The 18,468-nt window shown below is 49.0% G+C and carries 18 protein-coding genes; 14 read left to right on the top strand and 4 right to left on the bottom strand.

All coding sequences use genetic code 11. The annotated features are described in order from the left end of the window. Positions 1 to 8 precede the first annotated feature (8 nt). The 6 genes from ACQ76X_RS11810 to ACQ76X_RS11785 all read left to right on the top strand — a co-directional run bounded on the left by ACQ76X_RS11810 (position 9) and on the right by ACQ76X_RS11785 (position 6,534). Positions 9 to 1,079, top strand: coding sequence for a Gfo/Idh/MocA family protein (locus ACQ76X_RS11810; RefSeq protein ID WP_438493984.1), 1,071 nt, complete (start codon positions 9 to 11; stop codon positions 1,077 to 1,079). A 39-nt stretch (positions 1,080 to 1,118) separates the two neighbouring features. Next, positions 1,119 to 2,087 carry a sugar phosphate isomerase/epimerase family protein gene (locus tag ACQ76X_RS11805; protein ID WP_341118661.1) on the top strand — a complete coding sequence of 323 codons (969 nt, stop codon included), beginning with the start codon at positions 1,119 to 1,121 and terminating at the stop codon, positions 2,085 to 2,087. Positions 2,088 to 2,092: 5 nt separating this feature from the next. Continuing rightward, positions 2,093 to 3,073 carry a phosphotransferase family protein gene (locus ACQ76X_RS11800; RefSeq protein ID WP_438493982.1) on the top strand — a complete coding sequence of 327 codons (981 nt, stop codon included), beginning with the start codon at positions 2,093 to 2,095 and terminating at the stop codon, positions 3,071 to 3,073. Positions 3,074 to 3,164: 91 nt separating this feature from the next. After that, positions 3,165 to 3,704 carry an HXXEE domain-containing protein gene (locus tag ACQ76X_RS11795; protein WP_438493980.1) on the top strand — a complete coding sequence of 180 codons (540 nt, stop codon included), beginning with the start codon at positions 3,165 to 3,167 and terminating at the stop codon, positions 3,702 to 3,704. A gap of 138 nt (positions 3,705 to 3,842) precedes the next feature. Next, positions 3,843 to 4,913: an ABC transporter ATP-binding protein gene (locus tag ACQ76X_RS11790; RefSeq protein WP_038590915.1), complete on the top strand. Its 1,071-nt coding sequence runs from the start codon at positions 3,843 to 3,845 to the stop codon at positions 4,911 to 4,913. Positions 4,914 to 5,100: 187 nt separating this feature from the next. Further along, a complete protein-coding gene (locus ACQ76X_RS11785; protein ID WP_438493978.1) occupies positions 5,101 to 6,534 on the top strand; it encodes a glycoside hydrolase family 43 protein in 1,434 nt (477 codons plus the stop codon). A gap of 174 nt (positions 6,535 to 6,708) precedes the next feature. Here the strand turns inward: ACQ76X_RS11785 and ACQ76X_RS11780 are convergent, their stop codons facing one another. Then, entirely contained in the window at positions 6,709 to 6,996 is a 288-nt protein-coding gene (locus ACQ76X_RS11780) for a helix-turn-helix transcriptional regulator (RefSeq protein ID WP_438493976.1), read from the bottom strand. 167 nt (positions 6,997 to 7,163) lie between these two features. Between ACQ76X_RS11780 and ACQ76X_RS11775 the strand changes: the two genes are divergently transcribed. Both ACQ76X_RS11775 and ACQ76X_RS11770 read left to right on the top strand, forming a co-directional pair. Continuing rightward, positions 7,164 to 8,087 (top strand): beta-galactosidase, encoded by a 924-nt coding sequence (locus ACQ76X_RS11775; RefSeq protein ID WP_438493974.1) that lies wholly within the window; start codon positions 7,164 to 7,166, stop codon positions 8,085 to 8,087. Beyond that, on the top strand, positions 8,059 to 9,204 hold the full coding sequence (locus tag ACQ76X_RS11770; protein WP_438493972.1) for a hypothetical protein: 1,146 nt from the start codon (positions 8,059 to 8,061) through the stop codon (positions 9,202 to 9,204). The genes ACQ76X_RS11775 and ACQ76X_RS11770 overlap by 29 nt, the downstream gene beginning before the upstream one ends. Positions 9,205 to 9,534: 330 nt before the next feature. Here ACQ76X_RS11770 and fabF read toward each other — a convergent pair whose 3' ends face one another. Beyond that, entirely contained in the window at positions 9,535 to 10,776 is a 1,242-nt protein-coding gene (gene fabF / locus ACQ76X_RS11765; RefSeq protein WP_438493970.1) for a beta-ketoacyl-ACP synthase II, read from the bottom strand. 136 nt (positions 10,777 to 10,912) lie between these two features. Between fabF and ACQ76X_RS11760 the strand changes: the two genes are divergently transcribed. Both ACQ76X_RS11760 and ACQ76X_RS11755 read left to right on the top strand, forming a co-directional pair. Beyond that, complete coding sequence (locus ACQ76X_RS11760; protein ID WP_438493968.1) at positions 10,913 to 11,764, top strand: helix-turn-helix transcriptional regulator; 852 nt, start codon at positions 10,913 to 10,915, stop codon at positions 11,762 to 11,764. 118 nt (positions 11,765 to 11,882) lie between these two features. Further along, on the top strand, positions 11,883 to 12,986 hold the full coding sequence (locus ACQ76X_RS11755) for a citrate synthase (RefSeq protein ID WP_438493966.1): 1,104 nt from the start codon (positions 11,883 to 11,885) through the stop codon (positions 12,984 to 12,986). 307 nt (positions 12,987 to 13,293) lie between these two features. On the opposite strand, the gene ACQ76X_RS11750 is transcribed toward ACQ76X_RS11755, so the two are convergent. Further along, on the bottom strand, positions 13,294 to 14,463 hold the full coding sequence (locus ACQ76X_RS11750) for an MFS transporter (RefSeq protein WP_438493964.1): 1,170 nt from the start codon (positions 14,461 to 14,463) through the stop codon (positions 13,294 to 13,296). A gap of 137 nt (positions 14,464 to 14,600) precedes the next feature. Here ACQ76X_RS11750 and ACQ76X_RS11745 point away from each other — a divergent pair, with 137 nt between their 5' ends. Further along, the gene (locus tag ACQ76X_RS11745) at positions 14,601 to 15,365 is read left to right on the top strand and encodes an exodeoxyribonuclease III (protein ID WP_438494173.1); all 765 of its coding nucleotides are present in this window, start codon (positions 14,601 to 14,603) and stop codon (positions 15,363 to 15,365) included. 87 nt (positions 15,366 to 15,452) lie between these two features. On the opposite strand, the gene ACQ76X_RS11740 is transcribed toward ACQ76X_RS11745, so the two are convergent. Further along, positions 15,453 to 16,589 (bottom strand): VanZ family protein, encoded by a 1,137-nt coding sequence (locus tag ACQ76X_RS11740; RefSeq protein WP_438493962.1) that lies wholly within the window; start codon positions 16,587 to 16,589, stop codon positions 15,453 to 15,455. Positions 16,590 to 16,775: 186 nt separating this feature from the next. Here ACQ76X_RS11740 and ACQ76X_RS11735 point away from each other — a divergent pair, with 186 nt between their 5' ends. The 3 genes from ACQ76X_RS11735 (at position 16,776) to ACQ76X_RS11725 (ending at position 18,407) form a co-directional block, all read left to right on the top strand. Beyond that, positions 16,776 to 17,126: a hypothetical protein gene (locus ACQ76X_RS11735; protein WP_438493960.1), complete on the top strand. Its 351-nt coding sequence runs from the start codon at positions 16,776 to 16,778 to the stop codon at positions 17,124 to 17,126. A gap of 146 nt (positions 17,127 to 17,272) precedes the next feature. Beyond that, positions 17,273 to 17,764 (top strand): sigma-70 family RNA polymerase sigma factor, encoded by a 492-nt coding sequence (locus ACQ76X_RS11730; RefSeq protein ID WP_438493958.1) that lies wholly within the window; start codon positions 17,273 to 17,275, stop codon positions 17,762 to 17,764. Beyond that, positions 17,757 to 18,407, top strand: coding sequence for a hypothetical protein (locus ACQ76X_RS11725; RefSeq protein WP_438493956.1), 651 nt, complete (start codon positions 17,757 to 17,759; stop codon positions 18,405 to 18,407). Before ACQ76X_RS11730 ends, ACQ76X_RS11725 begins: the two co-directional genes overlap by 8 nt. Positions 18,408 to 18,468 lie beyond the last annotated feature (61 nt).

The raw sequence follows: 18,468 nt of genomic DNA, 5'->3' as shown, positions 1-18,468 counted from the left end.
TGGAATCCATGAGTTCAAACAAACATTCTGTGGTCATTGTCGGATATGGTGGAATGGGAAGTTATCATGCGCAATTGATCGGTGAGAATGAGCGCCTGAAAGTCGCAGGTACGTTCGACTTACTGGAAGTACGGCGCGAAGCGTCAGTAGAAGCAGGTTACAAAGCTTATGCCAGCTATGAGGAAGTGCTTGCTGACCCGGTTGTCGAGGTGGTTCTGATTGCAACCCCGAACGATGTCCATAAAGAAATAGCCATCCGTGCGCTCCAAGCCGGCAAGCATGTCGTCTGTGAGAAGCCGGTAGCCATGTCCTCTGCTGAGTTTAAGGAGATGATTGCAGCGGCCGATGGAGCCGGACGCGTGCTGATGGTTCATCAGAACAGACGCTGGGATGAGGATTTTCGCGTGATCAAGCAAATGTACGAGACGGAAACGATTGGAGCACTGTTCCAGATTGAGTCCCGCGTACATGGAGCCAATGGCATTCCCGGCGACTGGCGCCATGTGAAGGAGCAGGGTGGTGGTATGTTGCTCGACTGGGGCGTACATCTGCTGGACCAGTTGCTGTTTATGATCGACAGTAAAGTGATCAGCGTGACCAGCACGCTGAGCTATATTCTCGGCAATGATGTCGATGACGGATTTGAAGCGGTGCTGCAATTCGCAAATGGCATCAAGGCGATCGTTGAGGTCGGCACGACCAACTTCATCACATTGCCAAGATGGTATGTGAAAGGGATTGAAGGTTCAGCAGTAATCGAAGACTGGTCGCTGACCGGAAGAATTGTTACCCGCAACAGTGAAAGTGAACACCGGGAGCCCACGCCGATCCGTGCCGGTGTCGGCTTGACCAAGACGATGGCACCGCCTTCGGAAGGCTCGACCATTACCGAAGCGCTGCCGCCGGCAGCAGAGCTTGCGGACGGTTTCTACAACAATTTTGTCGCTGTAATTGAAGGTACGGCTGAGCCTATCGTCAAGAATGCGGAAGTGCTGCGTGTGCAGAATCTGATTGAAGCGATTTTTGAGGCTGCGGAGAGCAATCAAGTCATTAAGGATTTTGATACTTACGGAGCTTAAAGAGTAGCGGAATATTACAATGTGAGAGGCGGCAGGGCAATGAAACTTGGTGTATTTATGGTGCTTTTCGGCGGTCGCAAGCTTGAGGATGCGCTGGATTATGTAGTTTCCAAAGGACTTAAGGCAGTGGAGATCGGGACCGGCGGCAACCCGGGCAACAGCCATTGTGATCCGAAGCTGCTGCTTGAGAATGAAACGGCGCTGAAGGAATTTAAGCATGCGGTGGAGTCTCGCGGCCTGATGATCAGTGCGTTAAGCTGCCACGGCAATCCGCTGCATCCGCAGAAAGAGCTGGCCCGCAAGGACCACGAAGATTTCGTGAACTCTGTTAAACTGGCGCAAAAACTCGGGGTTCAGGTGGTAAACACCTTCTCGGGCTGCCCGGGTGACCATGAGGATGCCAAATACCCCAACTGGCCGGTTGCTCCATGGCCGAACGATTATCAGGAAATTCTGGCTTGGCAGTGGGAGAATAAAGTTATTCCTTACTGGAAGGAAATGGGCGCGTTCGCAACACAGCATGACGTCAAGATTGGCTTGGAGCTGCACGGAGGGTTTTCCGTGCATACGCCAGCGACATTGCTGCGCCTGAGAGAAGCTGCCGGTGAAGCTATCGGGGCCAACCTTGATCCCAGCCATATGTGGTGGCAAGGCATTGATCCGGTGCAGGCCATTCATATTCTCGGCCGCCAGGGCGCGATTCATCACTTCCACGCCAAGGATACCGTGATTGATCCGGTTAACGTGAATATGTACGGATTGACCGATATGCAGTCATATACCAATATGCTTGACCGTGCTTGGCAATTCCGTTCAGTCGGTTATGGACATGACGTGAAGGTCTGGGCAGATATCATCAGTGCCCTTCGTTTGGTTGGTTATGATTATGTAGTCAGTATCGAACACGAAGATGGACTGATGTCCATCGAAGAAGGGTTCTCCAAAGCGGTAGACAATCTTCGCCAAGTGCTGATTGAAGAGCCGCTTGCTGATATGTGGTGGGTGTAAATACTATGGATAGCTTCACTAAAGTCAAATTGGATGACGGGCAGCTGGCACTGCTGGTAGAGACGGCTTTCGGCAAAGATGCGGGGATTGTCTCTTGTTCGGAGCTGACCGGAGGTTTTTTTAATACAGCTTATGATCTTGAATTAAGCGATGGCCAGACTGTGATTCTGAAGATAGCTCCTGCAGATGAGACGGAAACGTTAAGCTATGAGAAGGATATTATGCGGGCAGAAGTAGAAGCCCTGCAGCTGGTCAAGGCAGCCGGTGGTATTCCTGTGCCAGCCGTATTCAGTTATGACGAAAGCCTGCAGCTAATCCCATCTCCCTATTTTTTCATGGAGAAGATTGAAGGGCAGCCCTACAGTGAAGTGAAAGATACTTTGTCCATCGAACAAAGAGCCTCCATCGAGCAGGAGCTGGGACGGTATCAGCGGTTGATTAACGAGATTAAGGGACCGCGGTTTGGACTGTTCGGACAGATACCGGAAGGAGCGGGTGCATCATGGCGGGAGAGCTTCACCTCGCTGATGAATAACCTGCTTGCTGATGCCGCTAGACTGGAAGCCAAATTACCGGCGTCCCACGATGAAATTAAACTGGCGCTGGAGCAATATTATCCCGCCCTTGATGAGGTGACGGAACCCCGGCTTGTGCATTGGGATTTGTGGAATGGCAATCTGTTTGTGAAGGATGGAGTCATCGTCTCCATTATTGATTGGGAGAGAGCGCTGTGGGGCGATGTGCTGCAGGAGTATTATTTCCGGCACTTCGAGGACTCAGCAGCCTTCCACAAAGGGTATGGTCTCACCTTCGACAGCCCGAACGAGATGCGGCGCAAGAAACTCTATGACCTGTATCTCGACCTCATCCTTGTGATTGAGTGTTATTCACGGCAGTATAAGGATGAGAATCATGTAAGCTGGACCTTGGATAACCTGGCGGAGAGCTGGAGATCATTCACCGGCAGCGGTGAAGCCATAAAATAGAACGCGGAAGGCCGGTCCTCTGAAGGGAGACCGGTCTTCTTGCTGCTCTGATTAACCAAAAACACTTGTTTTGTGGGAGGCTGGTTTACAAATGCTGAGTTGGCTGAATCTTCATATCGATACGATAAGCTTGTTGTGGTTGCTGCCTGTATGCTTCATGTTTCATGATTTTGAAGAAATACTTACTGTTGAGTCTTGGGCAGGCAAATACGGCAGCCGCGTGGAAGCGGCTCTTCCTAAGTACATGAGCACAATGTATAGGAGTACCATGCGCATGACGACGCGGGCTTTTGCTATGGATGTACTGTTCGTGTATATTCTGATAGTAACAGTGACCTTACTTGCAGTATTCTTTTCTTTTTACTGGTTATATCTGGCGGTTCTTGCCGTTTTCCTGCTGCATGTTTTTACACATCTGGGGCAAAGTATCTATCTGAAACTGTATACTCCCGGCGTAGTAACCGCGGTGTTAGTAGCATTGCCTTATTCACTGTATGCCTTTTACAGGTTGCTGGAGGCAGAGACCGTTAGCTTTGCGGATATAGGCTGGTCGCTATTGCTGTTGCTGTGCCTGGCTCCACCGGCTGTCTGGGGCCTGATGAAGAGCAGAATGCGCCGCAAACAAGGGTGAAACCGCTTGAATCTCTAAAGACACATTTTCAGAAAGCACTTGACGTAAGACTATAAAGATAGATAAAATAATACTTATTGCCTTTCTATATACTGAGAATCATTATCATATCTTGAAAAGAGCAGAGAGGGTGACAGGATGGAGCGCCTTTTAGAGGTAAAGGACCTAGCAATATCTTTCAAAACACGCGGCGGAGAAGTGCAAGCAATCCGTGGCGTCAACTTCCATGTAAATAAAGGGGAAACACTGGCGATTGTAGGCGAATCCGGTTCCGGTAAAAGCGTAACTTCCCAAGCGGTCATGAAGCTTGTTCCTGAGCCGCAGGGCATTTATAAACGTGGACAGATTTTGTTCGATGGTCAAGACCTGATTAAGAAGAGTGAGAAGCAAATGCAGAAGATTCGCGGTAAGGAAATCGGTATGATCTTTCAAGATCCGATGACCTCGCTGAATCCGATGATGAAGGTCGGTAAGCAAATTACCGAGGTTCTGTTCAAACATGAGAAAATGTCCAAAGACGCTGCATACAAACGGGGTGTCGAATTGCTCAATTTGGTGGGAATTCCTTCACCTGAGCGTCGTTTCCAGCAGTACCCGCATGAGTTCAGCGGTGGTATGCGCCAGCGTGTCGTTATTGCCATGGCACTTGCAGCCAACCCTAAGCTGCTGATTGCCGATGAGCCGACAACAGCGCTCGACGTAACGATTCAGGCGCAAATTCTTGACCTGATGAAGGATATCCAGAAGAAAATTGATACAGCAATCATCTTTATCACCCATGATCTCGGTGTCGTAGCCCGAATGGCCGACCGTGTAGCCGTTATGTATGCCGGACAAATTGTCGAGATGGGCACAGCGGAAGAAATTTTCTATGACCCAAGACATCCATATACCTGGGGATTGCTCGCTTCCATGCCGAGTCTGGAAAGCAAAGGCACCAAGCTTACAGCCATTCCAGGAACCCCTCCCGATCTGATCAAACCGCCTAAGGGCGACGCCTTTGCCTTGCGCAGCACCTATGCGATGCAAATCGATATGGAGAAAGAGCCGCCAATGTATAAGGTTTCAGACTCCCATTTGGTGAAATCCTGGCTGATGCATCCGATGGCTCCGGCTGTAGAGCCGCCTGAAGTTGTGAAGAAGAGACAACGCGTGCTGAAAAATGCTTATCCGGAGCCGGTTCTGGTGGAAAGCTTCAGCGTGAATTAATTAGATCAAGTAATGGCATACTATTGAGATTAGCGTCAGGCCTTCGTAAGGCTTGGCGCTTTTTTGCGTGGGTGTAGAATTTTATATTTTATATATATTTAAAACGAAACTAATATGTGTAAATAAAAGTATTGACTAATTGTTATTTTCGCAGCAAAATGTAAGGGTATACATAGGAGGTAAGATAATGAAAAAATACACATTGACCACATTGATTTCGTTAACATTATTGGCAGGCTGCAGCGGTGACGGCGGTACGCCGCAGTTCGATAATGTTTCAGTACATGATCCTTCTGTTATTAAGGTGAACAATACATATTATGTATTCGGTTCCCATTTGGCTTCGGCCAAATCCAAGGACCTGATATCATGGAAACAAATTTCCTCCGGCGTAGCGGACGGCAACGTGCTGATTCCCAACGTGACCGAGGAATTGAGCCAGACCCTGAGTTGGGCCCAGTCGGACACACTGTGGGCACCGGATGTGATTCAGCTGGCGGACGGGAAGTTCTATATGTACTATAACGCCTGCCGTGGGGATTCTCCGTTGTCTGCAATGGGTATTGCTGTAGCCGACAAGATTGAAGGACCATATAAGGATCAGGGGATTATCCTGAAATCCGGCATGGCTGGTGTAGGCAATGACGGTGAAATTTATGATGCTACCGTCAAACCGAATGTGGTTGACCCTGATGTGTTTTTTGATAAAGACGGAAAGCTGTGGATGGTGTATGGCTCTTATTCCGGCGGGATCTTTAGTATGGAGCTGGATGCCGCTACCGGCTTCCCGTTGCCGGATCAAGGCTATGGCAAAAAGCTGCTGGGAGCAAATCACGCCCGGATTGAAGGCCCTTATATGCTGTACAGTCCTGAAACCGATTACTATTATCTGTTTCTCTCCTACGGGGGACTGGACACCAAAGGCGGCTATAATATCCGCGTAGCGCGTTCCAAGAATCCTGATGGTCCCTTTGAAGACTCTGAAGGCAAAGCAATGATTGACGCCAAGGGCACGGCCGACAAGCTGTTCGATGATCCGGCCTATTCACCTTACGGGGTGAAGCTGATGGGCAACTTTAAGTTCATCAATAGTCCAACTGAGAACGCTGTAAGCGAGGTTGGCTACTTGTCACCGGGACATAATTCGGCTTATTATGATGCGAAGAAAGAGGAATATTATCTGATCTTCCATACGCGTTTCCCTAACCGGGGAGAAGAACACGAAGTTCGAGTACATCAGATGTTCATGAACAAGGACGGCTGGCCGGTTGTCGCTCCCCATCGTTACAGCGGTGAGAAGATTGGTACTTATACCGCAGCGGAAGTCGCCGGAGCGTACAAATATGTGAATCATGGCAAGGACATTACTGCGAATACAGTGCAGTCGGAATTGATTCAACTGGGCGGCGACGGTAAGATATCAGGAGCGGTAACGGGAACATGGACGATAAGCGGAGAACACAACACTGAGCTGACAATAGATGGGACCGTGTACAGTGGTGTCTTCCTGCAAGAATGGAATGAAGCCGTTGAGGGCCAAGTCATGACCTTCAGCGCTCTTTCTGCCGAGGGGATTGCTATCTGGGGAAGTCATGTCTCGTCAGCAGCAGAGAGCAAATAGATATATTACTATGTATTTGACCAAAAGCTCCAGCCCACTGTGAAGAACGGTGAGCTGGAGCTTTTTTTAAAATTATAAGAATTTATATGCTTCACGCTATAAATTATCCTTCTATTTCTCGCTGAAACGGATACCGTCCTTTTGAGGGCGGCGAAGCCGTTTCCACTTGTCAGGCTAATCAAGTGAGGAAAGACGCTGTAAATATTGATTAGGATTAAGTCCGTATATTTCTTTGAATTTCCGCTGGAAATGCTGTTTCGAATAACCGACGGTGTGCGCGATATTAGCCAGCCTTAAATCTTTCATATAATGCTGTTTCATATATTGAATAGAGCCGCGAAGCATCTCCATAGCGCCAGCGTTGCTCCGGTAGATGGTGGGCTGGGGATGCAGGCCGCAGTTGTATAGTAAATCGGGTAATTCAATATCACTTTTATTATGAAAAAGCCTGAATGGCAGCATGCCAATCCTCCTGTGTAGTTCAGTATTGTTACATTCCTGCTTTCATAGAATGTTCTTTTTGTGCTAAATTTTCAGATTAAAAATACTAACGGCCCTGTTACCCCATACGTTACAATGACTTCAGTATAAATACAAATTTTACATTCAGAAAAGAGGGTGTCTATAAGATGTACAAATTCAAGTATTATAAGCAGCCTGAAATTATGAAGAATCATTTGAATCTTGGAGGGGAAAATCCGGCAGGTGAAAAACTTGACGTAACAAGTTTGTATTTTACACGCAACGGAAAGCCGGTTCTTCCGGTGATGGGTGAATTCCACTTTTCAAGATATGACCGCAATTACTGGTATGAAGAGCTGTGCAAAATGAAAGCCGGCGGGATTACTCTGGTATCCACCTATGTGTTCTGGATTTATCATGAGGAAATAGAAGGTGAGTTCGATTTTACCGGAGATAATGATCTGCGGGCTTTTATCCTGGAGTGCAAAAAGGCCGGCCTGGAAGCCGTAATCCGGATCGGACCTTGGGCGCATGGCGAATGCAGAAACGGAGGATATCCGGACTGGCTGCTCAAGAAACCTTTCAAGCTGCGTGAGAATAATCCGGAGTATCTTGAAAAAGTACATATTTATTATGAGAAGATTTCTGAACAAGTGCAGGGGCTTTTCTATAAGGACGGGGGAAACATCATTGCCGTCCAGTTAGATAATGAGCTGACGAACGATGCACTTCATCTGTCAAAATTAAAAAAACTGGCCATAGAATGCGGGATGATTGCGCCAATCTACACAGTAACAGGATGGAATGCTGTTGCAGGTGCCCAAATTCCTGTTGATGAGGTGGTTCCTGTATTTGGAGGATATTGTGATGCACCATGGGATGAACATACTAATCCGCTTCCGCCGTCGCCTCATTATTTCTTCACCGGGATGAGAAATGACACAGGGATAGGAGCGGACCTCCTTCCCAGACGAACTGAAGAAAACGGGGAATGGCAGATGCCCTATGAACGTTATCCATTTGCAACCTGTGAATTAGGCGGCGGTCTGCATTGTAAAAGGCATGGATATCTATGCCGTATCGCTTGTTAAGCTCGGTGACGGTAACAACCTGATCGGGTATTATGTGTATCATGGCGGCACCAATCAGATCGGCAAACTTTCGACGTTCCAGGAGTCCAAGGCGACAGGCTATCCAAATGATTATCCGATTCTTTCCTATGATTATCAGACTGCCTTATCGGAGTATGGCGAAGTAGGAGAGCAGTACCGGCTGCTGAACCTCCTTCATTTATTCGTACAGGATTTCCAGGAAACCTTTGCACCGATGGTCAGAGTGGAAGCCGAGCAAGTCGTGAGAAGGGATGATACTTCCTCTCTGCGGTATGTTATGCGTACAGACGGTAAAAGCGGATACGTATTTGTGAACCATTACCAAAGACTCTCGAAGCTTGAAGATATTCAAGGTGCTGTCATAAATACGGGTATTGTCACCTTCCCGCCTATTGATGTGCGCGGAGATATCAGCTTTTTCTTGCCGTTCCAGATAGACCTGTCGGGGAGTGTCCTGACCTATGCAACGGCGCAGCCTTTATGCAGACAGGCAAACGCCTATTTCTTCGTACAGATCCCCGGTATCGCCGCGGAGTATCAATTCGGAGATGGACAGAAATTCACACCAGTCGCAGGGAAGAGATCGGCACTCCGGGTGAATGGCATTGCCATTGTTACACTTACATGGGATCAGGCCAGATATTTGCGCAGACTGGATGGAGAGCTGTACATCGGTGACGAATGTGACTTGTTCAAAGCGAATGGTGAAATCCGCTCCGTTGAAGAAGGAGATTTCGACTATTGGTACTGGAATGGCGAAGGCTTTGAATTCAGATCAGTCCGGCAGCCCTATACCGAGCCTGTCATCACATTTACGAATGTGGGACAGCCTCTATTTGAACCGAAGCATACGGAAGAACTTCATATCGGTGGTGCGCGAAAGGTCACCTGGCAGAAAGTTACGGTTACAGGATCTCAAGGCTTCGTAAATATTGATTATTATGGAGATGCAGCACAGATTTATGCGGATGGAGAACTGGTTGCCGACAGCTTCTATTACGGAAAGGCATGGAGAGTGCCGGCAAGGCTTCTGGACGGTAAAGAATGCTACCTTGCGGTTTCGGAAATACGGGATGATTTTTATAGAGAGTTTTGAGGTGTTACAAGCATCAGATCCGGTGAACAGTGGTTGGATACGGACGGCTATCGAAGAGTGCTCCGCTGACTGTAACCGTAACAGGTGCTTCTCCCGGACAAGCGGTATTGTCTAGCGACAACTGGGAAATAGACTGAAGCTTCAAGGTCAGTAGAAGACTGTAATGTAACGCTAACGAAACGATAGATTACGAAAAGAAGTGCCATAGATCAAGACCCCTCGGCCAAAGGGAGAGCAAGCGCCTTTAGGCGCAGTCGGTGTCACAAGGCTTACAGCCGCAGAGCAAACCACCCGTTTGACGGGTGGTTTTGATTGCAGGTTAGACTATGGTTATCCATTCTCGTACTTGCTTAGGGCGATAACGGCATTATGACCGCCAAAACCAAAAGAATTGGAGATTCCAATCTTGAGCTCGCCTTTGCAGGCAATATTAGGCACATAATCCAGGTCGCATACTTCATCAGGGGTTTCCTGATTAATGGTAGGCGGAATGATGCCGTTACTCAGGCTTTGGATCAGAGCGATGGCTTCCAGCCCGCCAGCAGCTCCGAGCGTGTGGCCGGTCATCGATTTGTTGGCGGTAACCGGAATGCGGTAAGCCGCTTCCCCGAACAGCTTCTTAATCGCCAGTGTTTCCGAGCGGTCCCCGATAATGGTGCTGGTTGCATGGGCGCTGATCACATCCACTTCCTCCGGCTTGATTCCTGCTTCGCGGAGTGCGAGCTTCATCGCCTGATAAGCACCGATGCCTTCCGGATGGGTGGCTACCATGTGATAAGCATCAGAGCTGGCGCCATAACCGATGACTTCTCCATGAATTACGGCATTCCTGCGCAAGGCGTGGGAGAGTGATTCCAGAATGACAATCGCGCCGCCTTCGCCGATAACGAACCCGTCACGCATGCCGTCAAACGGGCGGCTGGCTCTCTCTGGCTCATCGTTGCAGGTGGATAAGGAAGTAGCGTTTCCGAAGCTGGCTAACGAAATCTCGCTGACCGCCGCCTCGGAGCCTCCGGCAATTACACAATCAGCCCCGCCGTAACGGATTAACCGGAACGCTTCTCCGATCGCCGTATTGCCGATTGAACAGGCGGTGACCGGGGAGAGAGTAGGACCCAATGCTCCCAGCTTAATACTGATCGTCGCAGCCGCCATGTTAGAGATCAGCATGGGTATCAAGGTGGGACTGACTCGTTCCGGCCCTCGTGTCCGCAGTACATCTCCTTGCTCCATCAAGGTATGAATGCCGCCTACCCCCGAACCTACATATACAGCAAGCCGTTCTCTGTCAATCTGTTCACGCTGAATACCGGAATGCGCCCACGCATCTTCGGCGGCAGCCAGTGCGAATTGGGTGAACCGGTCCATCCGGCGGGCTTCCTTGCGGCCGAATCTGCCCTCAGGATCGAAGTCCCGCACTTCAGCGGCAATTTTGGATTTGAAATGTGTGGTGTCAAATGAAGTTATTGGGGATATCCCCGATTCGCCTGCAGTCAGACGGCTCCAGAATTGCTCTACAGTGTTGCCGAGCGGCGAGATCAAGCCCATCCCGGTAATTACAACGCGTTCCATAATTGTCTTCCTCCATCCTTGTATATAGGGGTTATACAAGTATTTTTCCACTTTATTTATCCTATTACAAGTTGTAGTTTATACTAGTATAATTACTACTATTTATAGGACGGTTTCAGAAAGGCAGGAACAGACATTGTCCAATCAGACGAGGCTTCAGGCATTATCGGATTTCTTAAAATCACGCCGGGCGGCGATCTCTCCCGCTGCCGCAGGCTTGCCGGAAGGGACGCGCAGACGAACGCCCGGGCTCCGCAGAGAAGAGGTAGCGCAGCTTGCCGGAGTCAGCAGCACATGGTATACCTGGCTGGAACAGGGACGTGATATTAAAGTATCGGCATCTGTGCTGGATTGCATTGCCTCAGCACTGCAGCTGACCAAGGATGAGCGTAGCTATTTATTCGCTTTGGCCCTTGAGAATGGTCCCGGGAATATGCCATTTGAGCAGGTGGAGGTTTCCGTCATCAGCCCGCCACTGCAGAAAATTCTGCAGGAGCTTACCACCTGCCCGACCCTTATTTCGGACCGGCGCTGCGGCATCGTCGGCTGGAATGAAGCGGCGGCACATGTTTTTCTGGATTTTGCCTCGTTGCCGCAAGAAGAACGGAACATGATCCGCCTCTTGTTCGAACGCAAGGAATTTCAGCGGCTTGCCGTGAACTGGGAACAATTCGTCAGGGGTTATCTGGCTATTTTTCGGGCGTACTACGGGCAATATGTTGAGGATCACTGGTATGATGATTTTATAGCGGAGATGAAGGGCAAACATCCTGCTTTTCAAGCACTTTGGGAGGAGAGCCAGGTTAGCTCAGCTCCCGATGTGGTGCTCGAATTCCGCCATGCCAAAGCCGGTAAGATGCTGTTTCATCTAACTTCACTTCAGGTTCACGGAAGCACGGATCTGCGCTGCAGCATCTATACCCCCGCAGGAGCTTCAAATACAGAAGCCAAGCTGAAGCAGCTTATCGGGCAGCCCTCGATACATTAACCTGATAGATTATTTTTATGTATTCATAAAAAACTATAAATATGCAATATGGGATTTACAGCATATACTCCTAATATAGTGTTCAATTCCTATTGGATCGGAAAAGGGGTTAAGTGCAATGGCAACAGTAAGCGGGTTGGAAGGCGTAGTGGCTGGAGAAACAGAAATTGGTTTGGTAGACGGAGAGAAGGGTTATCTGGTTTACCGCGGATATTGGGCGAAAGAACTTGCAATAAGCCGAAGTTACGAAGAAGTAGCTTATTTGCTGTGGAATGGCCATCTGCCAAGTTCGGAGGAACTGGAGATGTTGAAGCTGGAAATGGCGGCGGCCAGAGCGATGCCGGAGTATCTCTGCAGAATTGTTGATCTGCTCCCGGCTTCGGTTCCGATGATGCTGGTTCTGCAAAGCACAGTAGCTGCGTTAGGGGTGCAGGGGAATGCAACATGGCCGCCGACGCTCCGGCAAGCCGTGCGCTTGACCGCGCTTTTGCCAACGATTATTGCTTACAGATACCGCAGCTTAAAAGGACTGCCTATTGTGAACCCGCTTCCAGAGCTTGGGCATGCCGCTAATTATTTGTATATGCTGAATGGACAAATTCCGGAGGAAGCCCATGTGCAGGCACTTAGTGCGTATTTGATTCTTTGCATGGAGCATGGAATGAATGCCTCGACTTTTGCCGGACGCGTGGTTCTCTCCACAGAGTCTGATATGTGCGCAGCCGTATGTGGTGCCATTGGGGCGATGAAAGGTCCGCTGCATGGCGGAGCGCCCTCCGAAGTCATCTCGATGCTGGCGGATATTGGAACAAAGGAGCGGGCTGAGCCATGGATCCGTGAGGTTCTGGATAAAGGTGGCAAGATTATGGGCTTCGGTCATCGCATTTACAAGACCAAAGATCCCCGCGCTGAAGCACTCAAGATTGCTACCGAGGAAATGATCGGCAAGGATCCATCCTTTGATGTGGCGATTCATGTCGAGCAAACGGCGATCCGCCTGCTTGAGGAATACAAACCGGGACGCCGGTTGTTCACTAACGTTGAGTTCTATGCCGCCGCGATCCTGCAGGCACTGGAACTGGACCCGGAGATCTTCACGCCTACGTTTACGTCCGGCAGAATCGTGGGTTGGACCTCGCATATTCTGGAGCAAGCCGCCAACAACCGTATTTTTCGTCCACAATCCATATACACGGGACCTATGCCTGAAGGGGAGTTCTAAGAACAAGCTGTATGTAATCTGTTTATCTTATAGCGCGCAAAACATCCCTGGCCGTTGAACGTCCAGGGATGTTGGCAGGGGGAGTGAAATGAGAGAGTATGGGCGGGATACTCTGGCATTACATTAGAAATCAGAGGCAGCTCTGCTTTCCAATGATAGAACATTATATTCGCCGTTTCTATTAATGCAGCAGCGAATGACTTAAGAGATTAGCACAATTTAGAACGTTCCGCGAACGGAGCGTTGTTCCAATCGCCGTGCTCTCCAGATTATAATGACTCTCTTAGCGCTGACACGGCTTCCGGTCCTATAGAGTTGCTGCATGTTCTCCCTTATGGCTATGTCTACCATAAATTCGGTAAAGAATGAGGCCAAAGATCATGCCGATAAAGGACATTGCCGATACACATAAAAAGAACGTTTTGCCCCCGAACCTGTCATAAATGGCACCTCCCGCATATGAGGCCAGGATGCCCGACACCCCAAAGAACAGAAGCGCCAGCACTGTCTGGCCCGTAGCCCGCCATTCCTCCGGTACAATGCTGTACAGGTACTGGATAGCCGCCGAGTAGAAGACGGGAAATGTGAGCAATTGCAGAACCTGCAGGTAAGTGAGCAACTGCGGATCGGTAATCCAGGCAGAAATAAAGAAACGAAGGAAATAGAAGGCTCCCGCGAAAGCGATGATAATCAGCTCCTTGCCTTTGCGCAGCCACCAGAAGCTTAAGGCAAACACAAGGATTTCGCTTATTGCCGCAAGGAAAAATGACTGTCCCACCAACGCCGAGCCTCCGCCCAGATCAATAATATATACCCCCAGAAAGGTATCGTTCATTCTTGCCGGTACGGAGCTGACAAAGACCAGCAGCAGAAATAACAGCGTTTCTTTATTGGAGAGGAAATGCTTGAGACTGTCCAGGGTGACCGGTTTCCCGGTAACCGGGGCATCCGGCATGTTCCAGCTGACCAGGAAGCCTAGCAGACTGCTGCCGGCAAACAGCAGCCCTAGACCTTGTGCGCCAAAATAATACATCACATATCCGGTCAGCAGCGCCATGATACCATAACCGAGCGCACCATAGGTGCGGATCGAGCCGTAGCTGATCCCGGAAGACTCGGCGATACGGAAATTGAGGCTTTCTGTCAACGGATCAATCGGCATTAGGAAAAAGTAGAGCAGCATAGCGAACAGGATCAGCTGGCTGTAACTGTTTGAGACATACAGCAGGTAGCCGACAATGGCTGAGCACAGCAGCAGGAACAGCAGTACTTTGCGGATGGTTTTTGTCCGGTCGCTGATCATTCCCCATAGCGGCTGGGCGACTATCGTTATGAAACCGCCGGTGCCGACAACAAATCCGATTTGCGCCGGACTCAGACCCTGATTATCCAGGTAGACCGGAAGAAAGGGAATGAACATGGCGAGCAGGGCAAAATATAAAAAGTTAAAGCTGCGTAGCAGTTTTGGTATATTCATAGCCTTAGGAACCCCCGCGTATTTTAGTAGATTGGAAGAAGCAAGCCCAGTTATTGTATCACGCATAGCAACTCTAAACAGCTTATAATATGTTACACTGGGGATAATTCTAGTGAAATGTAAGGAGAATGACGATGATAAAGCTGGTGTCCTGGAATGTAAACGGTCTGAGAGCTTGTGTGAACAAAGGCTTTAACGATTTCTTTAAGGAAAGCGGCGCAGACATCTTCTGTGTGCAGGAAACAAAGCTGCAGGAGGGACAAATTGTCCTGGAGCAGGGTGAGGAATATATGCAATTTTGGAATTATGCCCTTAAGAAGGGGTATTCGGGAACGGCGGTCTTTACCAGAATCAAACCGCTCTCCGTACGATATGGAATAGAGGATGATACAGAGCCGGAAGGCCGGATTATTACTTTGGAATTTGCCGGTTTCTACCTCGTAAATGTATATACACCGAATGCCAAACGGGATTTGACCCGTCTGGAATATAGAATGGAATGGGAGGACCGATTCCGCAATTATCTGCTGGCGCTGGATCAGCATAAACCGGTTGTAGTCTGCGGTGACCTCAACGTAGCCCATCAGGATATTGATTTGAAAAATGCGAAATCCAACCGGGGGAATTCTGGATTTACCGATGAAGAGCGCGGTAAAATGACGACATTGCTAGAATCAGGTTTTGTAGATACCTTTAGATATTTTTACCCTGACACAGAAGGGGCTTATAGCTGGTGGTCCTATATGCCGAAGATCAGAGAGCGCAATGTCGGCTGGCGGATTGATTATTTCCTGGCTTCATCACGGATGGCTCCGCAGCTGGTGGAGGCCGGCATCGAGTGTAATGTCCTCGGCAGCGACCATTGTCCAGTGGTGCTGACGATTAAGGAACTGGATTCCTAGTTTTAAATTACTTTCAAAATGCAAAGAGGCCGTGCGTCCCCGGTAAGTGGGGAACATGGCCTCTTTTGCTATCCATAAAAAACTCTCTTAATTGACTACTGAATTTGTAACATCCTTAGCGGAGTCCTGCGGTTTCTCCGGCCATGTAATTACGTTGCAGGTCTGGCTTATTTTCTCATAGAACAACACTCGTTTTTTCTTAAAGATTCCGATAAACAGATGAATAATGAAGGCCATGTCCCCCAGAAATACAGCAATACGAACAACTGTTGCTAGGGCAGGAGTCAGACCGTCCAGCTGAGAAGAGACAAGAATTAGGCGGTTCATTCCAATGAGAAGCCCGTACAGCAGCAAGTATCTGGTGATCAGCATCCACAGCCGGAGCCGTTCCCCTTGAGAGCTTATGCGGATGCGCACGATCCATTTGCCAAGTGTTCTTCCTCCGGCCAGACAGGGCACGAGGAGACAGAAGACACTGGTTGATATCCAGAATGAGCCTTCTACAGACAAGGCATTCAGCAGGGTGAGCCCAGTCAGCCATACGAAGGCATCCAGCATAAAGGCGATGCTGCGGCGGGTGTAGGTGACTCTTTTTGCCTCTAGATCCTCGTGGTTGTCAAGCTGTTCGATCCGTGGGAGCAGTCCTGAAATCCACAAGGCAATTCTGAATCCGAACATCCCGCCAAGCGTATTGGTGATCAGGTCGTCGACATCAAAGATACGGTAAGGATAATCAAATATACCGTAGATGCCGGTGATTTGGGTGACCTCGAACAGCAACGAGAGCGAGAAGGACAGCAGAATGCACACCACCCACCGGGTGCGGAAATAGTAGCCCAGGAACAAGCCGAAGGGAATCGTCAAGACGATATTGAACACGGTCTGAAGAAATGCAGGCTCGCGCAGCAATGCCAGATAGCTTGAGGGTTGCTGAACGGAAAAATTGCCTTCTTTCAGAATCTCCTGAATAAATTGCAGTGGTATATGCTGAATTGTATTGCCCGAAGGGGGCAGGTTGTGCCGGGATGCCGGCATCGGCAGCATGATGAGATAAAAGGCGTTCAGCAGATAGAGCAGCAGCAAATAAAGAACAACTGCCCTGATCTTGTTGATATATCCATGCTTCCGGTATTGAACAATGAGAAAAGGCAGCGTGAAGAACAGCGCCGCTACAGGAAAGGTCATAAAGGCGTAAGAGATCGGAAATAGATACGATTGAAACATGGTTCACCTGCCATTTTGTTAGTTTACTGAGCTTACCCACACTTGAACATACCCTTGCGGTTAGACGTTGCTTACTGGCGGAATCACTGCAGCAGAATCTATTTTATTATAGAAGTTTATGGAAGAGGGCTCAACTTATTTATTGGCCTCATCCGGCATACATATGTTTGGAGAGGAGCGTGAGCAATGATGGAGAAGAAGGTTCAGCAGTATTATAAACTCAAAACAAAACAAAAGGAGCTTGAGAAGGAATTGGCAGAGCTGCGGCAGGACATTTTGTCCTACTGCGGTGAACGCGGGGAGACGGAGGCAGTGATTGGCAGCTACAAGGTTAAGCTTGTCACGCAGAACCGCAAGGAATATGATGATGAAAAGCTGTACAACACATTGTCCGACCCGGAGGTTTGGCGTCTGCTCTCAAAGACCGATCCGGCAAAGGTAGCCAGTCTGACCAAACTGAATATCATCGCAGAAGAAAAGATTCAGCATACTTACGCTGTGAAGACCGTGACCTTGTTGCAGGTGGATAAACAATAGACACTGATGCTACCATGGGTTAATAGAACCCTTTGGCCTATCTATGAGAAGCAGACAGCGGCTCCTGCACGGGGCCGTGTTTTTTTGTGAAGAAGTGAAACATATTCGCTGGTTCCGGCGTGTTATCAGTGAAGGGGGGAGACGGATTGGAAAAACAGTTGCCCTGCACTGAAAAATACATAACTGAAATGGTCCGGAAACATTCGGACATGGTACTGCGGTTGGCTTTAGCTTATGTCAGGAATATGGCTGACGCGCAGGATATTTGCCAGGATGTCTTTATCAGACTGTTTCAGCATCATCCTGAGTTTGTAGATCAGGATCATGAACGCGCATGGCTGATAAGAGTCACCATTAACCGGTGTAAAGACATGCTGCGAAGCCCATGGAAAAGGTACATCTCTGCTCTGGAAAGACCGGAATTGCCCATACCTGAAGCGGAGGAGAGGGAAGTGGTATCAGCAGTGCTGAAGCTTCCCGTCAAATACCGGATAGTCATTCATCTCTATTATTTTGAAAATTACAGCACGGCAGAGATCGCCGCAATGCTGCAGTATAAAGAAGGTACAGTCCGCACACAGCTGAAGCGTGCAAGAGAGCGGCTGAAAGCCGTAATGGGAGGGATGGAGGATGAATAAATATGTGAATGGGATGAGGGAAATTACTGCTTCAACAGAGCTTACAGAAGGGATAGTGAAGAAAGCCGTTCAGGAAAAAACTGAATCGGATACAGGTAAGCCTGCACTAACCCGCCGTTATAGACTACAACCTGCCGTATCCATCATCGCCGCAGCGCTGGTTCTTCTTTCACTGCTAAGTTTGTTTCTGATCCAGAGTAACGTCCAGCGCCAGCCGGGTCAACGCCCCTTCCTGTCAGACATCTTCGCGGTAACGGTGTACGCAGCAAACGGAGAGCCGCAACAGGTACAGCCGGAAATTAAGTTCCCCATCGGGGACTATCGTGTGACCAATAGCAGGTCGCCGGGGTTTCCGATACAGATCACGGCTGACGGCGCGGATGAAATCAGGCTGCAGACAACAGAGGGCAGTTTTCTTCGCTGGACTCCGCCGGATTATGTGGTGCATGAGCTCGGAACGGCGACGGCCATTGCATCCGGAGATACGATTTATTGGTCGCCATTACCCAGCAAGAATAGGGAGAGTGAACTGACCCTTACTGCCTACAGCAATCAAACTGAAATTGGCAGGGCGCTTATTAGGATACAGTCTGACGAATCCGGTACTTACTCTGGTAAACTGGTGGGGAATGAGCAACAGTAGAGGTCAAATCATAAAGAATCGCAACGAGGATCATTTTGCGTTAAAATAACAAGAGCAGTTC

Source organism: Paenibacillus sp. IHBB 3054 (genome assembly GCF_051594305.1).
In the GTDB taxonomy this organism is placed as follows: domain Bacteria; phylum Bacillota; class Bacilli; order Paenibacillales; family Paenibacillaceae; genus Paenibacillus_AQ.
This window is presented reverse-complemented; position numbering and strand designations above follow the sequence as displayed.